19 protein-coding genes and 1 tRNA gene are annotated in these 20,048 nt (G+C 46.0%); 11 read left to right on the top strand and 9 right to left on the bottom strand.

The features are described 5' to 3' along the window. Positions 1-33: 33 nt before the first annotated feature. Both umuC and umuD read right to left on the bottom strand, forming a co-directional pair. Positions 34-1,311, bottom strand: a complete 1,278-nt coding sequence (gene umuC, locus ORJ00_RS01965; RefSeq protein ID WP_306138829.1) for a translesion error-prone DNA polymerase V subunit UmuC — start codon at positions 1,309-1,311, stop codon at positions 34-36. Then, positions 1,308-1,739: a translesion error-prone DNA polymerase V autoproteolytic subunit gene (umuD, locus tag ORJ00_RS01970; protein WP_305977517.1), complete on the bottom strand. Its 432-nt coding sequence runs from the start codon at positions 1,737-1,739 to the stop codon at positions 1,308-1,310. Before umuD ends, umuC begins: the two co-directional genes overlap by 4 nt. Positions 1,740-1,987: 248 nt before the next feature. Here umuD and ORJ00_RS01975 point away from each other — a divergent pair, with 248 nt between their 5' ends. Continuing rightward, complete coding sequence (locus ORJ00_RS01975; RefSeq protein ID WP_305977518.1) at positions 1,988-2,356, top strand: FG-GAP repeat protein; 369 nt, start codon at positions 1,988-1,990, stop codon at positions 2,354-2,356. 82 nt (positions 2,357-2,438) lie between these two features. On the opposite strand, the gene ORJ00_RS01980 is transcribed toward ORJ00_RS01975, so the two are convergent. Further along, entirely contained in the window at positions 2,439-3,323 is an 885-nt protein-coding gene (locus ORJ00_RS01980; RefSeq protein ID WP_305977519.1) for a LysR family transcriptional regulator, read from the bottom strand. A gap of 122 nt (positions 3,324-3,445) precedes the next feature. On the opposite strand from ORJ00_RS01980, the gene ORJ00_RS01985 reads away from it, so the two are divergent. The 5 genes from ORJ00_RS01985 (at position 3,446) to ORJ00_RS02005 (ending at position 8,831) form a co-directional block, all read left to right on the top strand. After that, positions 3,446-4,096, top strand: coding sequence for a peroxiredoxin-like family protein (locus ORJ00_RS01985; RefSeq protein ID WP_305977520.1), 651 nt, complete (start codon positions 3,446-3,448; stop codon positions 4,094-4,096). After that, positions 4,096-4,857, top strand: a complete 762-nt coding sequence (locus ORJ00_RS01990) for a haloacid dehalogenase type II (protein WP_306138831.1) — start codon at positions 4,096-4,098, stop codon at positions 4,855-4,857. The genes ORJ00_RS01985 and ORJ00_RS01990 overlap by 1 nt, the downstream gene beginning before the upstream one ends. A gap of 194 nt (positions 4,858-5,051) precedes the next feature. Next, positions 5,052-5,492: a nucleoside deaminase gene (locus ORJ00_RS01995; protein ID WP_306138833.1), complete on the top strand. Its 441-nt coding sequence runs from the start codon at positions 5,052-5,054 to the stop codon at positions 5,490-5,492. Between the two features lie 162 nt (positions 5,493-5,654). After that, positions 5,655-7,610, top strand: coding sequence for a serine hydrolase (locus tag ORJ00_RS02000; RefSeq protein ID WP_306138834.1), 1,956 nt, complete (start codon positions 5,655-5,657; stop codon positions 7,608-7,610). A 261-nt stretch (positions 7,611-7,871) separates the two neighbouring features. After that, positions 7,872-8,831 (top strand): carboxylesterase family protein, encoded by a 960-nt coding sequence (locus ORJ00_RS02005; protein WP_306138835.1) that lies wholly within the window; start codon positions 7,872-7,874, stop codon positions 8,829-8,831. A 170-nt stretch (positions 8,832-9,001) separates the two neighbouring features. Here ORJ00_RS02005 and ORJ00_RS02010 read toward each other — a convergent pair. The 3 genes from ORJ00_RS02010 to ORJ00_RS02020 form a co-directional block, all read right to left on the bottom strand. Beyond that, a tRNA-Val gene (locus ORJ00_RS02010) sits at positions 9,002-9,078 on the bottom strand. Between the two features lie 122 nt (positions 9,079-9,200). Continuing rightward, positions 9,201-10,220 carry a DUF3080 family protein gene (locus ORJ00_RS02015; RefSeq protein WP_306138838.1) on the bottom strand — a complete coding sequence of 340 codons (1,020 nt, stop codon included), beginning with the start codon at positions 10,218-10,220 and terminating at the stop codon, positions 9,201-9,203. 3 nt (positions 10,221-10,223) lie between these two features. Continuing rightward, the gene (locus ORJ00_RS02020; RefSeq protein WP_306138839.1) at positions 10,224-11,582 is read right to left on the bottom strand and encodes an MATE family efflux transporter; all 1,359 of its coding nucleotides are present in this window, start codon (positions 11,580-11,582) and stop codon (positions 10,224-10,226) included. Positions 11,583-11,641: 59 nt separating this feature from the next. Here ORJ00_RS02020 and ORJ00_RS02025 point away from each other — a divergent pair, with 59 nt between their 5' ends. Further along, on the top strand, positions 11,642-12,274 hold the full coding sequence (locus ORJ00_RS02025) for a riboflavin synthase subunit alpha (protein WP_306125335.1): 633 nt from the start codon (positions 11,642-11,644) through the stop codon (positions 12,272-12,274). Here the strand turns inward: ORJ00_RS02025 and ORJ00_RS02030 are convergent. The 3 genes from ORJ00_RS02030 to ORJ00_RS02040 all read right to left on the bottom strand — a co-directional run bounded on the left by ORJ00_RS02030 (position 12,271) and on the right by ORJ00_RS02040 (position 14,191). Then, a complete protein-coding gene (locus ORJ00_RS02030; RefSeq protein WP_306138840.1) occupies positions 12,271-12,471 on the bottom strand; it encodes a CPXCG motif-containing cysteine-rich protein in 201 nt (66 codons plus the stop codon). The two genes, ORJ00_RS02025 and ORJ00_RS02030, sit on opposite strands and share 4 nt — an antisense overlap. Positions 12,472-12,494: 23 nt before the next feature. Beyond that, entirely contained in the window at positions 12,495-13,259 is a 765-nt protein-coding gene (locus ORJ00_RS02035) for a pteridine reductase (RefSeq protein ID WP_306125336.1), read from the bottom strand. Between the two features lie 71 nt (positions 13,260-13,330). Further along, positions 13,331-14,191, bottom strand: coding sequence for a fructosamine kinase family protein (locus ORJ00_RS02040; protein ID WP_306138841.1), 861 nt, complete (start codon positions 14,189-14,191; stop codon positions 13,331-13,333). Between the two features lie 321 nt (positions 14,192-14,512). On the opposite strand from ORJ00_RS02040, the gene ORJ00_RS02045 reads away from it, so the two are divergent. The 4 genes from ORJ00_RS02045 (at position 14,513) to thrS (ending at position 20,041) form a co-directional block, all read left to right on the top strand. Further along, on the top strand, positions 14,513-15,757 hold the full coding sequence (locus ORJ00_RS02045) for an EAL and HDOD domain-containing protein (protein ID WP_306138842.1): 1,245 nt from the start codon (positions 14,513-14,515) through the stop codon (positions 15,755-15,757). Between the two features lie 192 nt (positions 15,758-15,949). Beyond that, a complete protein-coding gene (locus tag ORJ00_RS02050; RefSeq protein ID WP_306138843.1) occupies positions 15,950-17,443 on the top strand; it encodes a methyl-accepting chemotaxis protein in 1,494 nt (497 codons plus the stop codon). 8 nt (positions 17,444-17,451) lie between these two features. Then, on the top strand, positions 17,452-17,979 hold the full coding sequence (locus tag ORJ00_RS02055; RefSeq protein ID WP_051219962.1) for a DUF6436 domain-containing protein: 528 nt from the start codon (positions 17,452-17,454) through the stop codon (positions 17,977-17,979). 151 nt (positions 17,980-18,130) lie between these two features. Continuing rightward, positions 18,131-20,041 (top strand): threonine--tRNA ligase, encoded by a 1,911-nt coding sequence (thrS, locus tag ORJ00_RS02060; RefSeq protein ID WP_306138844.1) that lies wholly within the window; start codon positions 18,131-18,133, stop codon positions 20,039-20,041. Positions 20,042-20,048: the final 7 nt, after the last annotated feature.

A 20,048-nucleotide genomic window follows, 5' to 3' on the forward strand; every position in this document is an offset into this window, starting at 1 on the left:
AACTACAGCTTCGCTCCTCGCTCTTAGCCAGCATCACTTAACCACCGGTAATTCTTTCCAATTTGTGGTGTAAGCCGGCGATAGCAGTTCACGTTTCATGCCCCATTGTTGGCTTGTGCCTTGGCTTGCAAACCACAGTGTTTTGCCGTGTTTGCTGTTGAGGGTATCCATCAGTTGCATCAGCTTTTGGTCAGATTCTTTTTGTACAATCGGCTCGTCGAAAAGGCCGGGTTGGTGAACCCCCGGGTCGTAAAAGTCGGCTAGCATGACACCTGCCTTAGCGTAGCGGTAGCCGTTAAGCCACAGACTATCGAGCAGCTGCATCGCCTTGGCTAAAAACACCCGGGTGTCGCTGCTGGGGCTTTCCAGCTCACAGCTTTTACTGGCGGAGTAGGGCGCGTCTTTGTCGCTAAATGGGCTGGTGCGCAAAAATACCGTCAGGTATTTTGCCTGTTGTTGCTCCTGGCGCAGCTTTTTGCAGGCCCGGCTAATGTATTCGCTAATGGCCTCACGCATCTGCTGTTTGTCGGTAATACGGTCACCAAAGGCGCGGCTGCTGACAATTTGCTTTTTAGTCGGCGCGACATCTTCCAGCGCAATGCATGACTCACCATTAAGTTCGCGCACGGTGCGCTCAACCACCACAGAAAAGTGCTGTCGAATGTAATCAGGGGCCGCATCAGCCAATTGCAGTGCGGTGGTAATACCCAGTTGCTCTAAACGTTTTGTCAGCTTGCCGCCAATGCCCCACACTTCGTTTACCGGCAGCAGGGCCAGCAACTTGCGCTGGCGCTCTTTGCCGCTTAAGTCGACCACGCCACCGGTTTTAGCCCAGGTTTTGGCGGCATGGTTGGCCAGTTTTGCCAGGGTTTTACTTGGCGCTATGCCAACACAAACCGTAATGCCGATATCTTTTTGCACGGTGCGCCTAACGTGCTGGCCAAATTCAGTGAGCCCTTCGCGATAAGCCAGGCCGGTTAAATCTAAAAAGGCTTCATCAATTGAATACACCTCTACCCGCGGTGCCAGGTTTTCCAGCGTGCTCATTACCCGCTGCGACATATCGGCATACAGCGCATAGTTGGATGAAAAGGCCACTATCTGATGCTGTTGCAATAAATCACGCACCTGAAACACCGGCAGGCCCATTTTAATGCCAAGCTTTTTAGCCTCTTTCGAGCGGGCAATAATGCAACCGTCGTTGTTGGATAACACCACAACCGGCTTATCGGCTAAATCGGGCCGGAACAGCTTTTCACAACTGGCATAAAAGTTATTGCAGTCTACCAGGGCAAATACAGATGGGCTCATTTGCGTTTCATTTGCCGGATAACATTAGTTACCACACCAAAAACATTCAGCTCTTCACCATTACGTGGCCGTATCGGTTGGTATGCCGCATTGCGTGGCAGCAACATCAGTGAAGGGCGTGTGCACAGCTCTTTGACGGTAAATTCACCATTAACGGCGGCTACCACGATATCGCCATGCTCGGCGTCAATAGCGCGGTCTACCACGAGCACATCGTTATCGTAAATTCCGACGTCAATCATCGAATCGCCCTCTACCCGGACAAAAAACGTCGCGTTAGGGTGGCGGATACATAGCTCGTTTAAATCCAGCGTACGCTCGACATAATCCTGCGCCGGTGAGGGGAAGCCGGCCTTTATCTTGCTGGCAAATAACGGTATAGCAAGCCGGGCACTTTGCTGCGCATCCCCCAGAAATAGGACAGTCATACAAAACCTCTATATATGTATATTTGTACAGTATATATCAGATTAAGACGATGCCAAGCTCCAATCACTAAAGTTGGATTATTAAGGGCAGAACAAAACTAAACCGCATCTTCACTTTTCGCCAGATCCTCGCTTTTACCAGGGATGTTACGCTGCCGCACGGCTGCAATTATCCCTTGTTAAGCGACTACCAGTTGCCTAAAGTGCTGCTATGCCAATTTAACAACAAGTATTAGCAAGCAAAGCTGATGGCGCAAGATGGTGCAAATGCAGATATTTTTGGTGTGCGCGTGGCATTGTCTGGCGATACCGCACTGATCTCTGCCAGACGAGCCGATGTAGACGGCATGGGTAAAGACGCCGGTGCTGCCTATCTTTTTGAGCGCACAGAAGGTAAATGGACGCAAATACAAAAGTTAGTTGCGCCTGATGGTAAAGCGGATGACCGTTTTGCTCATGGCGTGGCACTAAATAAAGACACGGCCATAATCAGTGCTATGCAGCATGACGCTATTGCGAATAATGCCGGGGCACTGTTTGAACCAGAGGGTCAGGTCTTGCTTTTTACCTCGCGACCCAGAAGTCAAAAATCAAGACCTGACCCTGAGGTATGGTGAAGACCTGACCCTGAGGTATGGTGTGTTTATAGGTAGGAATAGCCACTGGGAAAAAACAACGACATAACGTTGAAAAAAGTGATTAGCAATCAATAAACAGCGACTTCATAAAATCATAGAACACGTCAGTTTTACGAGTGGTTAAGCTATTTTGTGGCCGTAAAAACCATACTGGCGCATCACTTTTTGCCATCACGTTAGGCATCACTTCAACTAATGTGCCGTCAGCGAGTTCATCATTAATCGCTATACGTGATTTAATCGCGATACCGTGCCCAGCAATAGCAGCCTGCGTCATATTGTCTGAATTTGAAATAGTAAAACGGGTTTTTGCGTTAAAGTTTTGTATTTCCCCTTGCTCGTCATGCACCTTCAATTGCCTTTGCCAGGGTAAGCAAACCCAGTTATGTTTGGCGAGCTCACTCAGGTTAGTCGGCATGCCATATTTCTCAATATAGGTAGGCGCTGCACAGAGTATGCGGCTATTGTTTACTAATTTGCGTGATAATAAGCCCGAGTCATTTAGCTGCCCCACTCTTATCGCAACGTCTTGCGCGTCATCAACAACGTTAACAAATTGGTCGTTAATAAGGAAATCAAGTTTTAGATCAGGGTAAGTATCTTCAAACTGAGTGAGCTTAGGCATAACGTATTTAGAAAATACCCATGGCGGCATGGTAACTCTGAGTAAACCACTCACTGATGAACTGCGCGCCCCAATACTGTGCTCAGCGTCATGCAATGCTTCCATAATAGCACCTACCCGGCTATAAAAAACTTCCCCGGCAGGCGACAAGCGTATACGACGACTGTCTCTGAATACCAAAACGGTTGCGAGTTCCCGTTCTAATTTACTTAAGCGATGGCTCACGGTTGCAGGTGATAAACGCTGTTCACGCGCAGCAGCTAAAATACCTTTGTTTTCTACCACGGCAATAAAAGTTTCTAAATCGCTTAAGCTATACATCACATCGCCAATATCTGCTTTTCAATGTTTAATATTTTCGAATTAAGCTTTCACTTTTGCAATGTTTATTTAAATAAGTAAAACATTATAATGATGAAATTATTTTATCGTCGAGGTTTATTATGAGTTTAAAAGCGCAGATTGATGCTTACAATGTGCAAAAAGAAGCGAAATTACCAGCTGATGTATTGGCATTAATGAATACGACTAACGAAGAGTTAATTGCCAAACATATCAGAGACAATGCCTTACAGGTGGGTCAAAAAGTTGAAAACTTTAGCTTGGTGAATCACCGTGGCAATATCTTAGAATTAGCTGAGCTATTGACAAAAGGCCCAGCAATTATAAGTTTTTACCGCGGTGGTTGGTGTCCATATTGTAATTTGGAATTAAAAGCGCTGAATGACTATTTGCCGCAATTTAGCGCACATAACGCGCGGTTAATTGCAGTATCGCCACAATTGCCCGACGAAACATTATCAACAGCACAAAAGAATGAGCTTAAATTTGATGTGCTGTCTGACGTGAGCAATACTGTGGCAAATCAATTTGGTTTGTTATTCACTTTAGATGAACGTATCCAAAGCTTATACACCGGATTTGGCATCGACTTTGAACATTACTACGGTGATAAAAGTTATAAGCTGCCATTACCAGCGACGTATGTCATTAATCAAGAAAGTATTATCACATACGCCTTTATCAGCGAAGATTACACCTTACGTGCAGAGCCTGAAGCTGTACTCAATGCCCTACAAGTGGAAAATGTCTAATGTCAGTTTTACACTCACTAAAAAAACTTGCGCTTTCACTTACGGTTGGTGCAAGCCTGTTATCTGGAATTGTCATGGCTAATGAAGCACCAAGCAAACCGAAAGTTCTTATTTTTGATGTAAACGAAACCTTACTTGATTTAACGTCAATGCGAACGTCTATTGGTAAAGCCTTAGGTGGCCGCGAAGACTTATTACCACTATGGTTTTCCACCATGTTGCATCACTCACTGGTTTCAACTGTGATGAACGATTATCACGATTTTGGACAGATTGGTGTAGCGTCATTATTGATGGTTGCACAAAACAACAATATCGAAATTACCCCTGAACAAGCAAAAACAGCCATTGTAACGCCACTATTAACCTTGCCACCGCATGGCGATGTAAAAGAAGGCCTGACGAAACTGAGAGCGCAAGGCTACAAGCTGGTTAGTTTTACGAACTCTTCAAACAAAGGTGTTAAAACACAGTTTGAAAGTGCAGGTTTAACCTCTTATTTTGATGAGCGTTACAGTATTGAAGATATACAAATTTATAAACCTGATTTACGCGCTTATGAATGGGTTCTTAAAAAACTCAATGTTAAAGCTAATGAAGCTATGATGATAGCCGCTCATGGTTGGGATGTTGCCGGCGCGAAAGAAGCGGGCCTGCAAACTACTTTTATTGCTCGTCCGGGTAAAGCACTTTATCCGTTAGCGAAAAAGCCTGACCATGTTGTTAAAGATTTAGCTGAATTGGTTGTATTACTCAAATAAACAACCACGGCATTTGCTAAGCCTAAAGTTATAGTATGTATGTGGATATGGATGTCATTGAACATTTTCGCACAGAGGCGCGCCGGTAGGCGTCGCCACTTTTAACGTGACCGTTTCGTGTTAAGTAATTAACCATCGCTAAAAAAGTGTTGAGTATCATTTTTCCCATGGCTGGGGTTGTCAGAGGTTCACATATGACTGATATTTATATGCAGGCGGCTATTGCCCAGGCCAGGAAAAGTTTAGCTGAAGGCGGTATTCCGATTGGCTCGGTGTTGGTTATTGACGGCAAGATTGTTGGCGCCGGCCATAACCAGCGGGTGCAGAAGGGCAGTTGTGTACTGCATGCGGAAATGGATTGCCTGGAAAATGCCGGCCGCTTAACCGCCGCTGATTACCGCCGCGCTACGCTGTACTCTACTTTGTCACCCTGCGATATGTGCAGCGGCACCGTATTGCTATATGGCATCCCAAAGGTGGTGATTGGTGAAAACCAAACCTTTCAGGGGCCGGAGGCTTATGTGCAAAGCCGCGGCGTGGTTCTGGAAAACCAACAAAATGCCGAGTGCATTCAGTTGATGCAGGATTTTATTGCTGCTAAACCGCAGCTGTGGTTTGAAGATATTGGTGAATAAGGCAGAAAAATATGACGGCTTAGTGGCAGATTGAGCAGTTTTTTAGCAGTTTCTCCTGAGGGGCATTATTACAATGTCGCTGGCAATACAAGGATGCGCAAAGGGGTCAGCTAGTGTTAGCTGCACAGCCGGAGTGTCAGGGTGTTTCAAGGGAGATATAGCATGAAAACTGTAATACAACTGTTGGTAATATTCGTTCTGCTCGGCTATTGCCTGGGCGTAAATGCGGCCGATGCCGCTTGGGTAGCGCGACATAATATCGCCGCACAAAGCTTTGCGGAACAGAATCTCGATCTGCACGCTAAGGGCTATCAGCTAACCTATCTGAATGGACATAATTCTAAGGGCCAGGCGCGTTATAACGCCGTGTGGCAACATAAACCTCAGGCGCCGCTATGGCTGGCGTTTCATGATCTTACCGAAGCGGGCTATCAGAACAAAGTTAATAGTCTGAAAAAAAGTGGCTATCAGCCGGTGATGGTGAACCCGTTCAATCTGAACGGTCAGCTGGTGTTTACGGCAATTTTTCATAAGAAAAACACCGCCTGGTATGCCCGGCACGATATGAGCCACGCTCAGTATCAAAGCATTTACAATACACAAAAGGCAAAAGGTTTTCGGCTGATGCATGTTTCCGGTTATGCCAAAGCGGGCCAGCAACGCTACGCTGCGCTATGGCAAGAAACCAGCGGCCCGGCACTACGTGCCACCCATGGCGTGAGTAGTAATACTTATCAGCAATTGGTCAACAATTACAAAGCACAGGGCTTTGCGCCAGTATTGGTCGATGTATTTCATTTGAATGGCACGGATTACTATTCGGCTATCTGGCACAACAGCAGCCCACGCTGGACCGCGCGTCATCTGGTTAAGTTGAATGACTATCAGCAGTTATTTAACGATCAATATTACGAAGGTGCCCGCCCAACCGTGGTAGTAGGGTATGGCCCGGCGCATGATGTAAAAATGGCGGCAATTTTCAATAATACCGCCTGGCAAAGTGCGTCTTTGTCTAACTTAAACAGCATGATTGAAGATTTTCGTAGCAACAACAATTTGTCTGGCTTATCCATCGCGATAACCATAGACGAGCGTCTGGTGTATGCCAAAGGCTTTGGCTTACGTGATGCGCAGCGCAATATTGATATGACTACCGGCACCGTAGCGCGTATTGCCAGTAATTCAAAAGCCATAACCGGTGCTGCAGCGTCCCGGCTGATTGAACAGGGCCGGCTGGATCCAGAAGCGCGGGTATTTGGTGCCACCGGTTTGCTAAACCAGCTATACACGTTGCCAGCTTGTCGGGTTGGTGATATTGGCTGTCAATTGAACCTGCAACGTCTGACGAATATCCGGGTGCTGGACGTGTTAGAGCACACTATGGGCGGCTGGTCTAATTCGTCGGCGCTGGAGGCTTGCTCACCGCTTATCCATCTTGGCTTTGGCTGGAATATCTGTAATCAGGATACTGACCCAACACTGGGCAATGCCAGTCGTAACGACTACCTGAGTTGGATAGTGCAAAATGTGCGCCTGATCCAAGCACCTAACGGCAGTATGACGTACTCAAACATTGGCTATAACATTGCCGAGCAGTTAATAGAAGTGGCGTCAGGCCAAAGCTATGCGGGCTATATTAACGCGGTATTTATGCGGCCATCGGGGGCTGACTGTGTGTTAGCCCGGGCAAACAATGCTTTATTTAACAATGAAGTAAATTATGTCGCCGGGGCAGCTTATGTTATGAATCACCGTCGTATGGCCGGGCATGGCGGCTGGGTGTGTTCAGCTATTGGTTATCAGAGACTGATGGCGCGGTTAGACGGCGGCAATAAGCGTCCAGATTTAATTTCTGCCGCTGCCTTTAACAGGTTCATCAGCAGCGAACGTGGCGGTGATAATTATGCCAAGGGCATTCGCAATACCGGTGGGCGCTTAACCCACAACGGTGCGCTGCGTTCAATGAACTCGGAGTACACTCTGTGGACCAGTGACAGAATGTCAATCTTCCTGTTTGCCGACACACAACTGAACAATTACAGCTTTGTTGGTTACACGCCGCTGTATAACAGTATCCGCAGTGGTACAGTTAACTTCCCCAATATCGATTTGTTTTGATATGCCCAGACAGCCTGCATTGCAGGCTGTCTGCTCCAACCGCGGCACCGCCCAGGCTGCCGCACCCTGAATGTTTATCGTGGCGTACTATGACTCAGGCTTTTGCTTTAACGCAGTGCTTTTTGGCGCTGGAGTGCTTTGATCTGTTTTACAAACCTGCGGTAACGGTAAGGCGTGCTGTAAGGGTTAAAGCCGCGACTATACTTAAGCCGTTTTTAACTTTATCTTACGGATAACGCGATTTTGGGCAACGGAGCAAAGATGAAAAAGCAAATTTGGGCACTGGTATCCTTATTCGCTGTAACGTTAATACTGCTGGCGGCGTGTGTCAGTAGCGATTCGGTACAGCAGCAGGCAAACAGCGCAGCCCAGCTGTTACGGTTGGACTATGTTAGTAGTATCGACAACAGCAACCGGCAGTATTTTGTTTATTTACCGGCCGGTTATCAGCAAAACAGTGACAAGAAATGGCCGCTGATGCTGTTTTTGCACGGTAATGGCGAGCGCGGTAACGGCCTGGACGAGCTGGATTACACCTTAATCCATGGTCCGTTATACGAAGCCTGGGTGCAAAAGCGTGACCTGCCATTTATTATCGTGGTACCGCAACTGCAGATGTTTGAAATGGGACAGGTATCCTATATTGCTAACCGCTCGCGCGCTGATATTCCTAAGCGCCTGACCGATGGCATACCGCCGCGGCCGGATATGTTTGCGTCCATCAGGCCCATAGCCCCGGCTGAGCCCGTCAGCGATATGAGCGCAGTACCGCCGCTGTTACCCGATGGTTGGGAGCACGCAGAGCAAGACCTGCTGGCCATACTGCAAAATGTACAGGCCAGCTACAATACCGACGGCAGCCGTTTATATTTAACCGGTATTAGCTATGGTGGCTTTGGTAGCTGGTTTATGGCCAGTAAGCATCCAGAGCTGTTTGCTGCTGTGGCGCCGGTAGTCGGCTGGGGCCATCCGGATTTAATGCCACCTATTGCACAAGCGCAAACGCCGCTGTGGGTATTTGCCGCCGGGCGTGATTCTGCCGTGAATAAAAACTATTTTTACCCCGGTATTGAAACCCTGCGCCAGCTGGGCCACAGCGAGGTACGTTTTAGCATGCTGGAGCAGGCCGAACATGACGCCTGGCGTCAGGTATATGCCGGCGAGGACTTGTATAACTGGCTGCAGCAACAACAGCTACCAGTGCGTCCGGCCGTAAATTAATCATTTGAAATGAAACGTTGTATTAAATAGAAGAAGTCAGCGCGGATAACTGAAGCATTGACCACCAGCTGGAAAGTCCTTTCAGCAATTACGTTGCTTGCCCGAATACGTAAACGGTAGCTGTAGAAACAAAAACGCCACCCGTAAGGTGGCGTTTTTATTAGAATTATTGGTGCGTCCTAGTGGACTCGAACCACCGACCCCTACCATGTCAAGGTAGTGCTCTAACCAGCTGAGCTAAGGACGCACACTTGGGTTGTTTACCTTTGCACTAAGCAAAGCTGACAACGGCGGCTATGTTATTGTGCCACTGCTATATTGGCAAGTGTTTTTATGGCGGCAGCGTGAGTTTGCTGTATTTTTCGCCGCTTAAGGCCCTTTGACTGTTGCATTTAGTGCAAGTGGGCACTGGCGGTTGAGGTTTTGCCACCAGGTGACATGATGGCTAAGCTCTGTGCGCATACCATCGTAGTGTTGCTCAAAACGTTGTTGTAATGGCGTATTAAGCGGGGTGTGTTGATAAAGCTGCTGTAAAAGTGGCCACAATTGTTGCTGATAACGGCTGAGCTCTACCGTGTACAGTTGCACTTCCGGGATAAAATATTTACCAAAAATATTGGCCAAAATCTGCAGTTGTTCGCTGTCTCTGCCGCCAGGGCATAAAGTGGTGCTGTTGTGTTGCTCTAACATTTCATTAAGCTGTGCTAACTGATGCTGACTTAAGCGCAGACTGTACTGTAAGCGGCCAACAAAGTTAAATTGATACAGCCGTTGTAGCTGCTGTTCTATATCAATTTGGCTGGCAGCGTGCCAGTTTTGCTCGGCGATAAGTTGTTGCAACCGGGTGAGTTCACTTAGCGCTTGCCAAGTTTCACTATAGCCTGGCGCGTCTTTTAGTGGCAGCGTTTTCCTGATCCCCAGTAATTCTTTTCGCAGGGTATCGTCGGTAAGCAACATATTGTTAAAGGCGATATCGATGCTGAGTTGTTTTTGCTGATACACCTGCTGCAGTTGCGCTAATAACTCGTCGCTGTCCCAGCGTTGTTGCAAGCATTGGGCTAATTGTTGTAAAAACCGGAGCTCGTAACTCAGCTGTTTACTGGCGCTGTATACCTTGCCCAGGCTGCTGTTACGCTCGCCTATTAAGGTATCCAGGCCGCAGCGACGGCTGGCATAAGCGTCTGTTAAATCTATGCGTAGGTCTGGCAATGCCTGCTTTAAATCTCGCTCTGCCAGCAAGGGGGCAGGGGCGGCAAGGTCGCCGTTTGGCAACGGGGTGTCCAACACCCGCGCCAAACGCTGTTGGTAGTTGGTTAACGCTTTATCACCGTTGTTACCTGTGCAGGCAACCAGGCTAAGTGCCACTAGCGGCAGCAACCATAGTTTCATATGTTAAACCGTTTCATGTGAAAACCTGCGTAACGTACGTTTTAAGATTATCGTTAGCATGATGGCGGCAACCGTTAAGCCCACGATAATACCAATCCAGAAGCCATGTGCACCCATCGGCTCGACTAACCAGTGAGTTAATCCCAATACGGCGCCTAAGCCAAAACCGATTGGCCAATAAGCAATTAAGGTAATAAAAAATACCGGTTTGGTAACTTTCATGCCACGTAGTGCGCAGGCCGATACCACCTGAATGGCATCCGACACCTGATAAAAGCAGGCCAAAATCAGTAGCGATGCGGCCAGGGCAATAACGTCGGCATTGGTTGAATACAGCGTTGCTATGCTGCCACGAAGTACAAAGGTTAAACTGGCGATAACAAAAGACATTAGCACCGCCAGTATAATCGCCGTGGATATGGCTTTTTTTAGCTCTTGCACATTTTGCTGGCCAACTAAATGCCCCACCCGGATAGTGGTGGCCATACCCAGGCTCAGCGGCAGCATGAACACGATACCACTGTAGTTTTGTGCGATTTGATGTCCGGCAACCATAATCGGGCCAAGGTGCACTATGGCCAGTGGAATACAGGCAAATAAGGTTACTTCAAAAAAGATTGAAAACGCGATAGGCGTGCCGATGCAGACAATCTGCCAGATATCTTTTAGATTAACCCCATAGCTAGCAGGGTGAGAGCGGTAGCGCGTAGTACTGCGGCTAAACCAACCATAAATAAGCATGGCAATAAACATGGCCAGAAACACCAGCGCCGTAGCAATACCACAGCCGGCTCCACCTAATGCTGGCATGCCGAGTTTGCCGTATATAAACACATAGTTAGCCGGGATATTGACCAGAATACCCACAAAGCTAATCCACATACTGGCTTTGGTATTGCCAATGCCTTCAAACATGCTGCGCAGCACCATATAACCTGCTGCCGGAAACAGGCCAAAGCTGACGTAATACAGGTAATCCAGCGATTTTTGCCGCAGTGTTTCATCCATATTCAACAAATCTATCGGCACATGCACATACAGCATCAGTACAAACAGCATTGCAGCCAATGCCATGGCTAAATACATAGTCTGCAACGTAAAGTGGGTTACCGGTTTAACCTGTTTGCTGCCATAGTACTGCGCCACAATTGGCGTTAATGCCAGTAACAGGCCCTGCATGGTCATCACTACCGGAAACCATAAACCTGAGGCGACAGCAATGGCAGCCATATCAACTGCGCTGTAGCGGCCAGCCATAACGGTGTCGACAAAGTACATTAGCGTTTGGGTAAGCTGTGCCAGCACAATGGGGCCGGAAAGTTTGAGGATGGTTCTGGCTTCAAAGCGAGAAAAAGGTAACATAGCGGATCTGTCGTTTTAGCAGCGTGCAATGGCGCGCAATGTAGCACAAATGGGGGCTTATGTTTACCGGAATAGTTCAAACCAAAGCGGAGTTAACCGCTATTCGCGACGAAGGGGCTTTTCGTCAATTAACCGTGCAGCCTGGGATAGATTATTTACAACAGTTAACCCGTGGCGCCAGTATTGCGATTAATGGAGTGTGCTTAACGGTGACCGATTTTGATGCAGCTGCTGGCTGGGTGCGGTTTGATGTTATTGAAGAAACACTGCGTAAAACTAATTTAGGCCAACTTAAACCAGGCAATAAGGTTAACTTTGAGCGTTCGCTAACCTTTGGCAGTGAATTGGGCGGCCATATTGTGTCGGGGCATATACAAACTACCGCTACGTTTACTCAGATAGATAAAACAGCGAACAATTGTGCGATGCGGCTGAAGGTTGCGCCAGAGTTTATGCGCTTTATATTAAGTAAGGGCTTTATTGCGGTTGAAGGTTGTAGCTTAACCGTAGGCGAAACCTATGCCGATGGTTTTAGCCTGTATTTAATACCGGAAACGCTAAATATTACCACGCTGGGCGAAAAGCAAGTGGGTGATATATGCAATATCGAGCTGGATCAGCAAACGCAAACCATAGTGCAAACCGTCGAGCGCATTATGGCTGAGCGCTTTTCGTCGAATTTACCAACTTAGTAATATTGCTCGTCATCAGCGTCAATAAATAATTGAATGCTATGATGTTGTTCGTCTTTATGTACCCTTACATGCATAGGATTGCAACAGTTGCTGCAATCCTCAATATAGCTTTGATCTTCGTCAGTTACTTCGACAGTAAGGTGAACAGCATGGCCACAAAACGGACAGCTGATAGTTTGCTGTAAAATAATCATTTTGGCTCCTACGCTAGTATGCTTCAAGCTTTGCTGGTGCTGCTTAAACTACGTCCGCCGTCTACTGCCAGAATTTGCCCGGTAATATAAGGCGATTGCACTAAAAATAGTACACTGTTGGCGATATCGTCCGGCGATCCCAGTTGCTGAAGCGGTATTTGCCGCAATATAGCTGCTTTATCTTGTTCGCTAAGTTGCACAGATTGCTCTGGTGGCCACAAAATTGCGCCGGGGGCTATGCCGTTAACTCTTATTGTAGGCGCTAATTCGCAGGCTAGCGATTTAGTCATCATTAAAAGCGCCGCTTTAGCCATACAATAAAGACTGTGGCCTGCTAGTGGTTTTTCTGCGTGAATGTCTACCATGTTTATAATAACGCCGCCACGCTTTGCCAGCTCTGGCGCTAATGCCTGGCTGAGAAAATAGGGGGCTTTCACATTAGAACCAAATAAGTCCTGCCAGTGTGCTATTGTCGCCTGCGCGACCGGGGTAGGAAAAAAACTAGAAGCATTGTTAACCAATACATCAAGTCCGCCAAAACAGGCAATAGCATCTGCCGCAAATGACTGCCAGCCGTTTTCGTCGAGCAAATCCGCCTGTAATACCGCGGCACTTTCTTGTCGTTGGTTATTTAATATTTTCGCCAGAGTGTCAGCTGCATCGCGCGAGCGGTTACAGTGAATAATCACATTGTAACCTGCGTTATGTAATGTAATGGCTGTCTGTCGTCCAAGCCGTTTGGCACTGCCTGTTATCAAGGCAACCGGTTGCTGCTTTTTATCTAACATGAAAACGTGTCCATTTGTGCCAGTAATTAATACATCTTACGGGCAAAAGTTACTTATTTGCAGATAGGGTGCTAATAAAACAGCTGTTTTATCATTTCTTGCGCCTGAACCAGATAAGCGCCCCTAAACAAATAAGCATGGTTAAGTACATGATAGAGATTATAAAGATCTTGGCGCTCGGTGTATGTTTTATCTAAGGGGTATATTTCCTGGTAGGTTTGATAGAATTGTTCCGGAAAACGGCCAAATAGCGTGGTAAAAGCAATATCCGTTTCCCGGTCACCGTAATAACAGGCTGGGTCAAACACCGCTGGGCTATCAGTAACAAAACCTACGTTGCCGCGCCAAAGATCACCGTGTAATAAGCTTGGCGGTGGCTGATAGTGCTGCAGCCTTTGCCTGCACTTTTCAACTAAAGAATCAATTTTACCAAAGCCAAACCCTTGCTCTAATAACAGCTGTAGCTGCCAACCGAGGCGTTGCTCAGAGAAAAAGCTACTCCAGTTTGCTTGCCATTTGTTTGGCTGCGCCGTGGTACCCAGGCTATTATCCCAGTCAAAGCCGTACATTGCTTGAGTATGTTGTTTATGCAGTAACGCCAGCTGCTGCGCTAAGTTACGCCAGCCTGGGACGGTCTCGTTACTTAATGGCAGGTATTCAAGTACCAGAAATGCTTTATCTATGGTCTGGCCTGTACAAATACTGGCAGGAACCCGAATACAGTTTGCTTGTTGTAAAGCTTGTAGGCTTAAAACTTCGCTTTCAAACTGCTCTAGTTGTTCTCGTTGGTTAATTTTGACAAAAAATTGCTGGCCTTTGCCACTAATATGATAAGCGATATTAATGTTGCCGCCAGTAAGCTGCTGTTTTTGTTCAATGTCGAATTGCCCATCCTGCTCACTATTAATGTGTTCAACAATGGCTTGCCACATCTTTTCTCTCCTTGGGGTGAAGTTTCAAGTATGGCTGATAAACCAAAAATTTCACTGAGCTGGCCAAGGTTAAATTAGGTCCGCTAATTCATCGTTGTTTAGTCAAAATTAAGCAGTTCTTACAGCAATATGATTGCTTTGCTAAGTGTTAGCTATCAATTTGTTGTTGAAACAATGCCTTACTAAACGACTCTATTACATGTATAACGAAACAGCTGTAGTGCCAATAATTTAGTAAAAAGTAATGTATTGCACAGGCGTTGGTTGAGTGATAAAACAAAGCAAGAGCGTTGCATTGTTAACATATCAATGGATAAGCATATGACGTATTCGGCTAGAAATACTGTTGTTAGTACGCAAGACGTACATAGTTTATTTGCTGCACAACCCATATTTGATCAAAATCTAAACCGGGTTGGTGTTGAGTTGTTATATCGCAGCGACACCGGTGTCACCGCACTTGAGCTTGGTGATAACCTCGCCACCACTGAGTTGGTCCTCAATTTATGCAGTAGCATTTCAGAACAATCAGCACATTATCATGTGCCTACCTTTATAAATGTCTGTGCCAATTTTTTGATGGCACAAAGTTTCTTGCCGCTCGATGCTGAGAATGTGGTGATAGAGTTAGTTGAGCGTATTGCCCCCACACCAGAATTTATTGCCTGTGTGTCTGCATTGAAACAAAGAGGGTTTCGCTTTGCGCTGGACGATTTCGAATTTGATGCCGCCTGGGAACCCTTAATTGCGCTTGCTGATATTATCAAAGTTGATATTTTGCTTTGTGACTTACGTTTGGTGCGGGCACAAATGTTTCGCTTGCGTAAGTATAATTTAACCTGGTTAGCCGAGCGGGTAGAAACGCAAGAGCAGTACGAAATTTGTCAAACAATGGGCTTTAGTTTGTTTCAGGGATATTTTTTAGCGCGGCCTGAAATTGTTACTGGCAAGAAGGTACCGCCAACGGCGTTACGAATGGCTGAACTGATTAACACGTTGTTTGAAGAGCAACCCGATATTGCCAAGCTGTCGGCTCAACTGCATGATGAGCCTGCGGTTGTTATGGGCATGCTACGCATTGCAAATAGTCCTATGTACAGAAAAGCGCGAGAAGTCAGTTCGATTAAAGAGCTAATTGTAAGGCTAGGGTTAGATTTAACGCGTAAGTGGGTACTTATGTTTTCTGTCTTTAATCAATGCAAGCCCGCCGCTGCCGGGTTAGTACTAACGCGAGCTTATACTGCCCAGGCGCTCGCGCAGCGGTGGCAGCATAACGAAAAAACGCAAAGCCAATTTTTTCTAACGGCGTTGTTATCTGGTGTGGATATTTTGTTTGGTATTACACCGGCCGATTTTGTCGTGGGTTTAAATTTGTCTGATGACATAAAAGCGGCTATTTGTGATGGCGAAGGTGATGCTGCCTCCGCGGTCGATATTATAGGTAGTATCGAGCAAGCCTATTCGATGAAACGCTTACCTCCTGATGTACCAGAGGACTATTTTAGTCTTTACAACCAACAGCAATTTGACGTAGAAGAAAAGCTTAATGCTGTTATAGCGCCTTGACAGCAAAACCTATTTAAATACGTCTCAATAACGCTAGCGATTGTAATCTAATTTGTTTTTTCCAGGCTTGGAACATCTATTATTTTCAGATCAACGTATAGACATCGCTTTTAGTTAGGCTGTTTGGATTTGAGTTCTTACTAATTAAGATTAAGCTTGATACATCGGCCAGTTTTAATGAATGGAGTGAATATGACTATCGCAACACCACGTTTTCGTGTGCAAGCATTTAATATTATGACCGGACTAAATGTTTTTTTACTGGTTATGGCACTGTTCCTCGCATCTTGGTATGACTCATGGCTAGCTGCACTTTTAATAGGTGTTCCGACAGCAATTGTTCCCATTTTGCTTTACCGCATGCTTGGTGATCATATTTTGGCGAGGGTAAGTTTTGGCATAGGATTTATGTTCTTTGCTGCACTTCATATACACCAAGCCGCAGGAATGATTGAGGTGCATTTTGGTATATTTGTGTTATTGGCTATTTTAATTGGTTTTCGTGACTATTTAGTCATAGTCGCTGCTGCTGCAACGATTGCTGTACACCATCTATTGTTTATGTATTTGCAAATGCAAGGCGGTGCTGTTTTTCTTGTGCCAGCTGATGATTTATCGTTTGGCATTGTCTTCGTTCATGCCACTTATGTTGTTGTTGAGTCTGCCGTACTGGTTATTTTAAGTCGTCAAAGCTACCGCGAAGCTGTTGTTGGTCAAGCATTATTTGATATTACGGATTCATTACTTACAAATGATGGCAAGGTTGTTTTAACCGATCGCTGTCCAGAGCTTAACTCAAAGGTGATTAGTGGTTTTAATGCTGTGCTTAATACGCTGCAAGCCACCATTAAAACAATAGAACAGCAAGCTGATACTCTAAAAGTTGAGGCTAAGACACTACTCGATGAAGGTGATGCTCTTTCCGATGGTATGGCAAAAAAAATGAGTGAGGTAGACAGGATTGCAGCGGCAACCGAACAAATGTCGCATACGGTTAAAGAGGTTTTTGATTTATCTCAAAATGTATTGAAATTTGCCAATACAGCAGAAAATGCAGCGGTAGAAGGCAAAATATCTGTTAGTAATACGATCCATGCTGTTCAACAGTTAGCGAAAGAATTGGAAGATACAGGCGATAAGGTTAATGATGTTGCCAATGCTACGGTAGATATACGTAAAGTGCTTGATGTAATTGAAGCTATTGCTGAACAGACTAATTTGCTTGCCTTGAATGCGGCTATCGAGGCTGCAAGAGCGGGTGAGCAAGGGCGAGGGTTTGCTGTAGTAGCTGATGAGGTAAGGACTCTGGCGTCGCGTACCCGGGGGTCTACTGACGAAATTAAATTAATGATAGAGCGCTTGGTAACTAATAGTACTCAATCTGTTGAAGTTGTTAAACGCAGTATGGCGCAGCTTGAAGATACCCGGCATCATGCTAAGCAAAGTGGCGAGTTACTGCAGGCTATTTTAGGGCAAGCACAACACGTTGTAACGTCAACTGATGTTATGTCGAACTCATTGCAGCAGCAAACAGCATCGAGCAACGAAATTGCTCAGAGTGCACAACAATTAAGCCAGATGACGATGTCACAAAATGAGCAAGGCCAAAAGGTGCTTCGCAGTGCTGATAGTTTAGAGCGGATAAGTAGTGCGCTAAGTATCGAGTCATCGAAATTTCTGGTGTGATGCCATCAATGACATATCGCAATAGAATCAGGCTGGTTAGCCTGATTTTTTTTCTGTGGCTGATATCAATCAGTGCTGGTTTGTTTTTCTTTGGCAATCAAAATTATGGCATATTCGATAGTGCTGGTATGTGGTATCAACACGACGCTAGTCAATTCAGTATTACGCAGCTGGGTATTGATGAAATAGCGGGCACGCAGGTTGTGCATGTACGGCAAGAGGCTTGTCCGTGTAATAAGTTAACAGACAGACATAAAGAGGCTTTTTCGCGACTTTATCACTTACCTGATGCGGTGCAATTTGAGCGAGAGATGTTAGATATTCATCGCACACAATTTAGGCTACCAGCTACGCCTGCGATATTGATTTTTCGTGCAGGTAAACTTATTTATGCTGGCCCTTATTCTAGTGGCCCTATGTGCTCTGGTTCAAACAGTTTTATTGCACCAATTATACGTGACGAGATGATATTAAAGGGTGCTTGGTTAAATGGTGAGGTAAATACTTGCCGCTGTGTAGTCAATAGCACGAGCTAATGATACTATCATGCCTCATTTTTAGGTGGTCGTGCCCGGTTTAACAGATGGCTTCTTGTATAAGCCATTAACTGTTTTGCTGCACGAGCACTTTTTGTTGTGTTTGAACAAGTGACCCTTGGTTTGGGCCACCACTGTATAAGGATTTATCATGCCAGTTATTACTCTGCCTGACGGTAGTCAGCGCGCCTTTGACCATGCTGTTTCTGTTATGGATGTTGCCAAAGACATCGGCCCGGGGTTAGCTAAAGCTACCATCGCGGGTAAGGTTAACGGCCAGTTAGTTGACGCCTGTGACCCTATTACGACTGACTCAACGTTAAGCATTATCACCAGTAAAGATCAGGATGGATTAGAGATTATTCGCCATTCATGTGCACATTTATTGGGTCATGCTATTAAGCAGTTATGGCCGAACGTGAAAATGGCTATTGGCCCGGTGATTGATAACGGCTTTTATTATGACGTTGATCTTGAACAGCCCATTAGCAGTGATGACTTGGCGGCGCTTGAAGCACGCATGGTGCAGTTAGCTAAAACAGAATATGACGTTGTTAAGAAGAAAGTCAGCTGGCAAGAAGCATTCGATACCTTTAAAGCCCGTGGCGAAAGCTACAAAATGGAAATTTTAGAGCAGAACGTCAGCAAAGACGATCAGCCGGGTTTATATCATCACGAAGAATATATCGATATGTGCCGCGGCCCACACGTACCCAATATGCGCTTTTGTCAGCATTTCAAAGTGATGAAGGTAGCAGGGGCTTATTGGCGTGGCGACTCAAAGAATAAAATGCTGCAACGTGTTTATGGTACCGCCTGGGCGGACAAAAAACAGTTGGCGGCTTATCTATTGCAGTTAGAAGAAGCCGAAAAACGCGATCACCGTAAAATTGGTAAAGCGCTGGGCTTATTTCATTGGCAAGAAGAAGCACCGGGTATGGTGTTTTGGCACAACGATGGCTGGACGATTTTCCGTGAGCTGGAAACCTTTGTGCGTGAAAAGCTGGGTGAATATGACTACGACGAAGTAAAAGGCCCATTAATGATGGACCGCGTACTATGGGAAAAATCGGGTCACTGGGAAAAGTATGCAGACAACATGTTTACGACCCAGTCTGAGCACCGTGAGTACGCAATTAAACCCATGAACTGCCCGGGTCACGTACAAATTTTCAACCAGGGGTTAAAGTCTTATCGTGACTTACCACTGCGTATGGCCGAGTTTGGTTGTTGCCACCGCAATGAGCCATCAGGTGGTTTGCACGGTTTAATGCGCGTACGCGGTTTTACCCAGGATGATGCCCATATTTTCTGTACTGAAGATCAAGTGCAGGCTGAAGTGACTAAATGTATTCAGATGGTATTTGATACCTACAGCACCTTTGGCTTTAAAAACGTGGCAGTAAAACTGTCAACGCGTCCTGCACAGCGTATTGGTACCGACGAGATGTGGGACAGAGCCGAGCAAGGTTTAACAGAAGCATTAAAAGCCAATGATATTGCTTATGACTTGCAGCCGGGCGAAGGTGCCTTTTATGGCCCTAAAATTGAATTCACCTTACATGACTGTTTAGGTCGAGCCTGGCAGTGTGGTACCGTGCAGTTAGACTTTGCATTACCAGGCCGCTTAGGTGCAACTTTCGTTGCCGAAAGTGGTGATAAGCAAACACCTGTGATGATTCACCGTGCGATTTTGGGCTCGATTGAACGTTTTATCGGTATTTTGATTGAAGAATACGCGGGCTTTTTTCCGGCTTGGTTAGCACCAACTCAGGTTGTGATTATGAATATTACCGATAATCAGGCCGAATATGTGCAGAAATTAGTAAAAACTTTCAAATCTCACGGTATTAGGGTCATAAGTGACTTGAGAAATGAGAAGATAGGCTTTAAAATCCGCGAGCACACGCTTAAGCGCATTCCTTATCTTGTCGTCGTAGGTGACAAAGAAATGGAAGCCGGTGATATTGCACTGAGAACGCGTAAAGGTGAAGACTTAGGTAAGATGTCAGTTGAGGCTTTTGTTGAAAAGCTAACGACTGAAATTGCAAACCGGGCTTAACCATTAA

This window comes from Rheinheimera baltica (assembly GCF_030731985.1).
GTDB classification, from domain to species: domain Bacteria; phylum Pseudomonadota; class Gammaproteobacteria; order Enterobacterales; family Alteromonadaceae; genus Alishewanella; species Alishewanella baltica.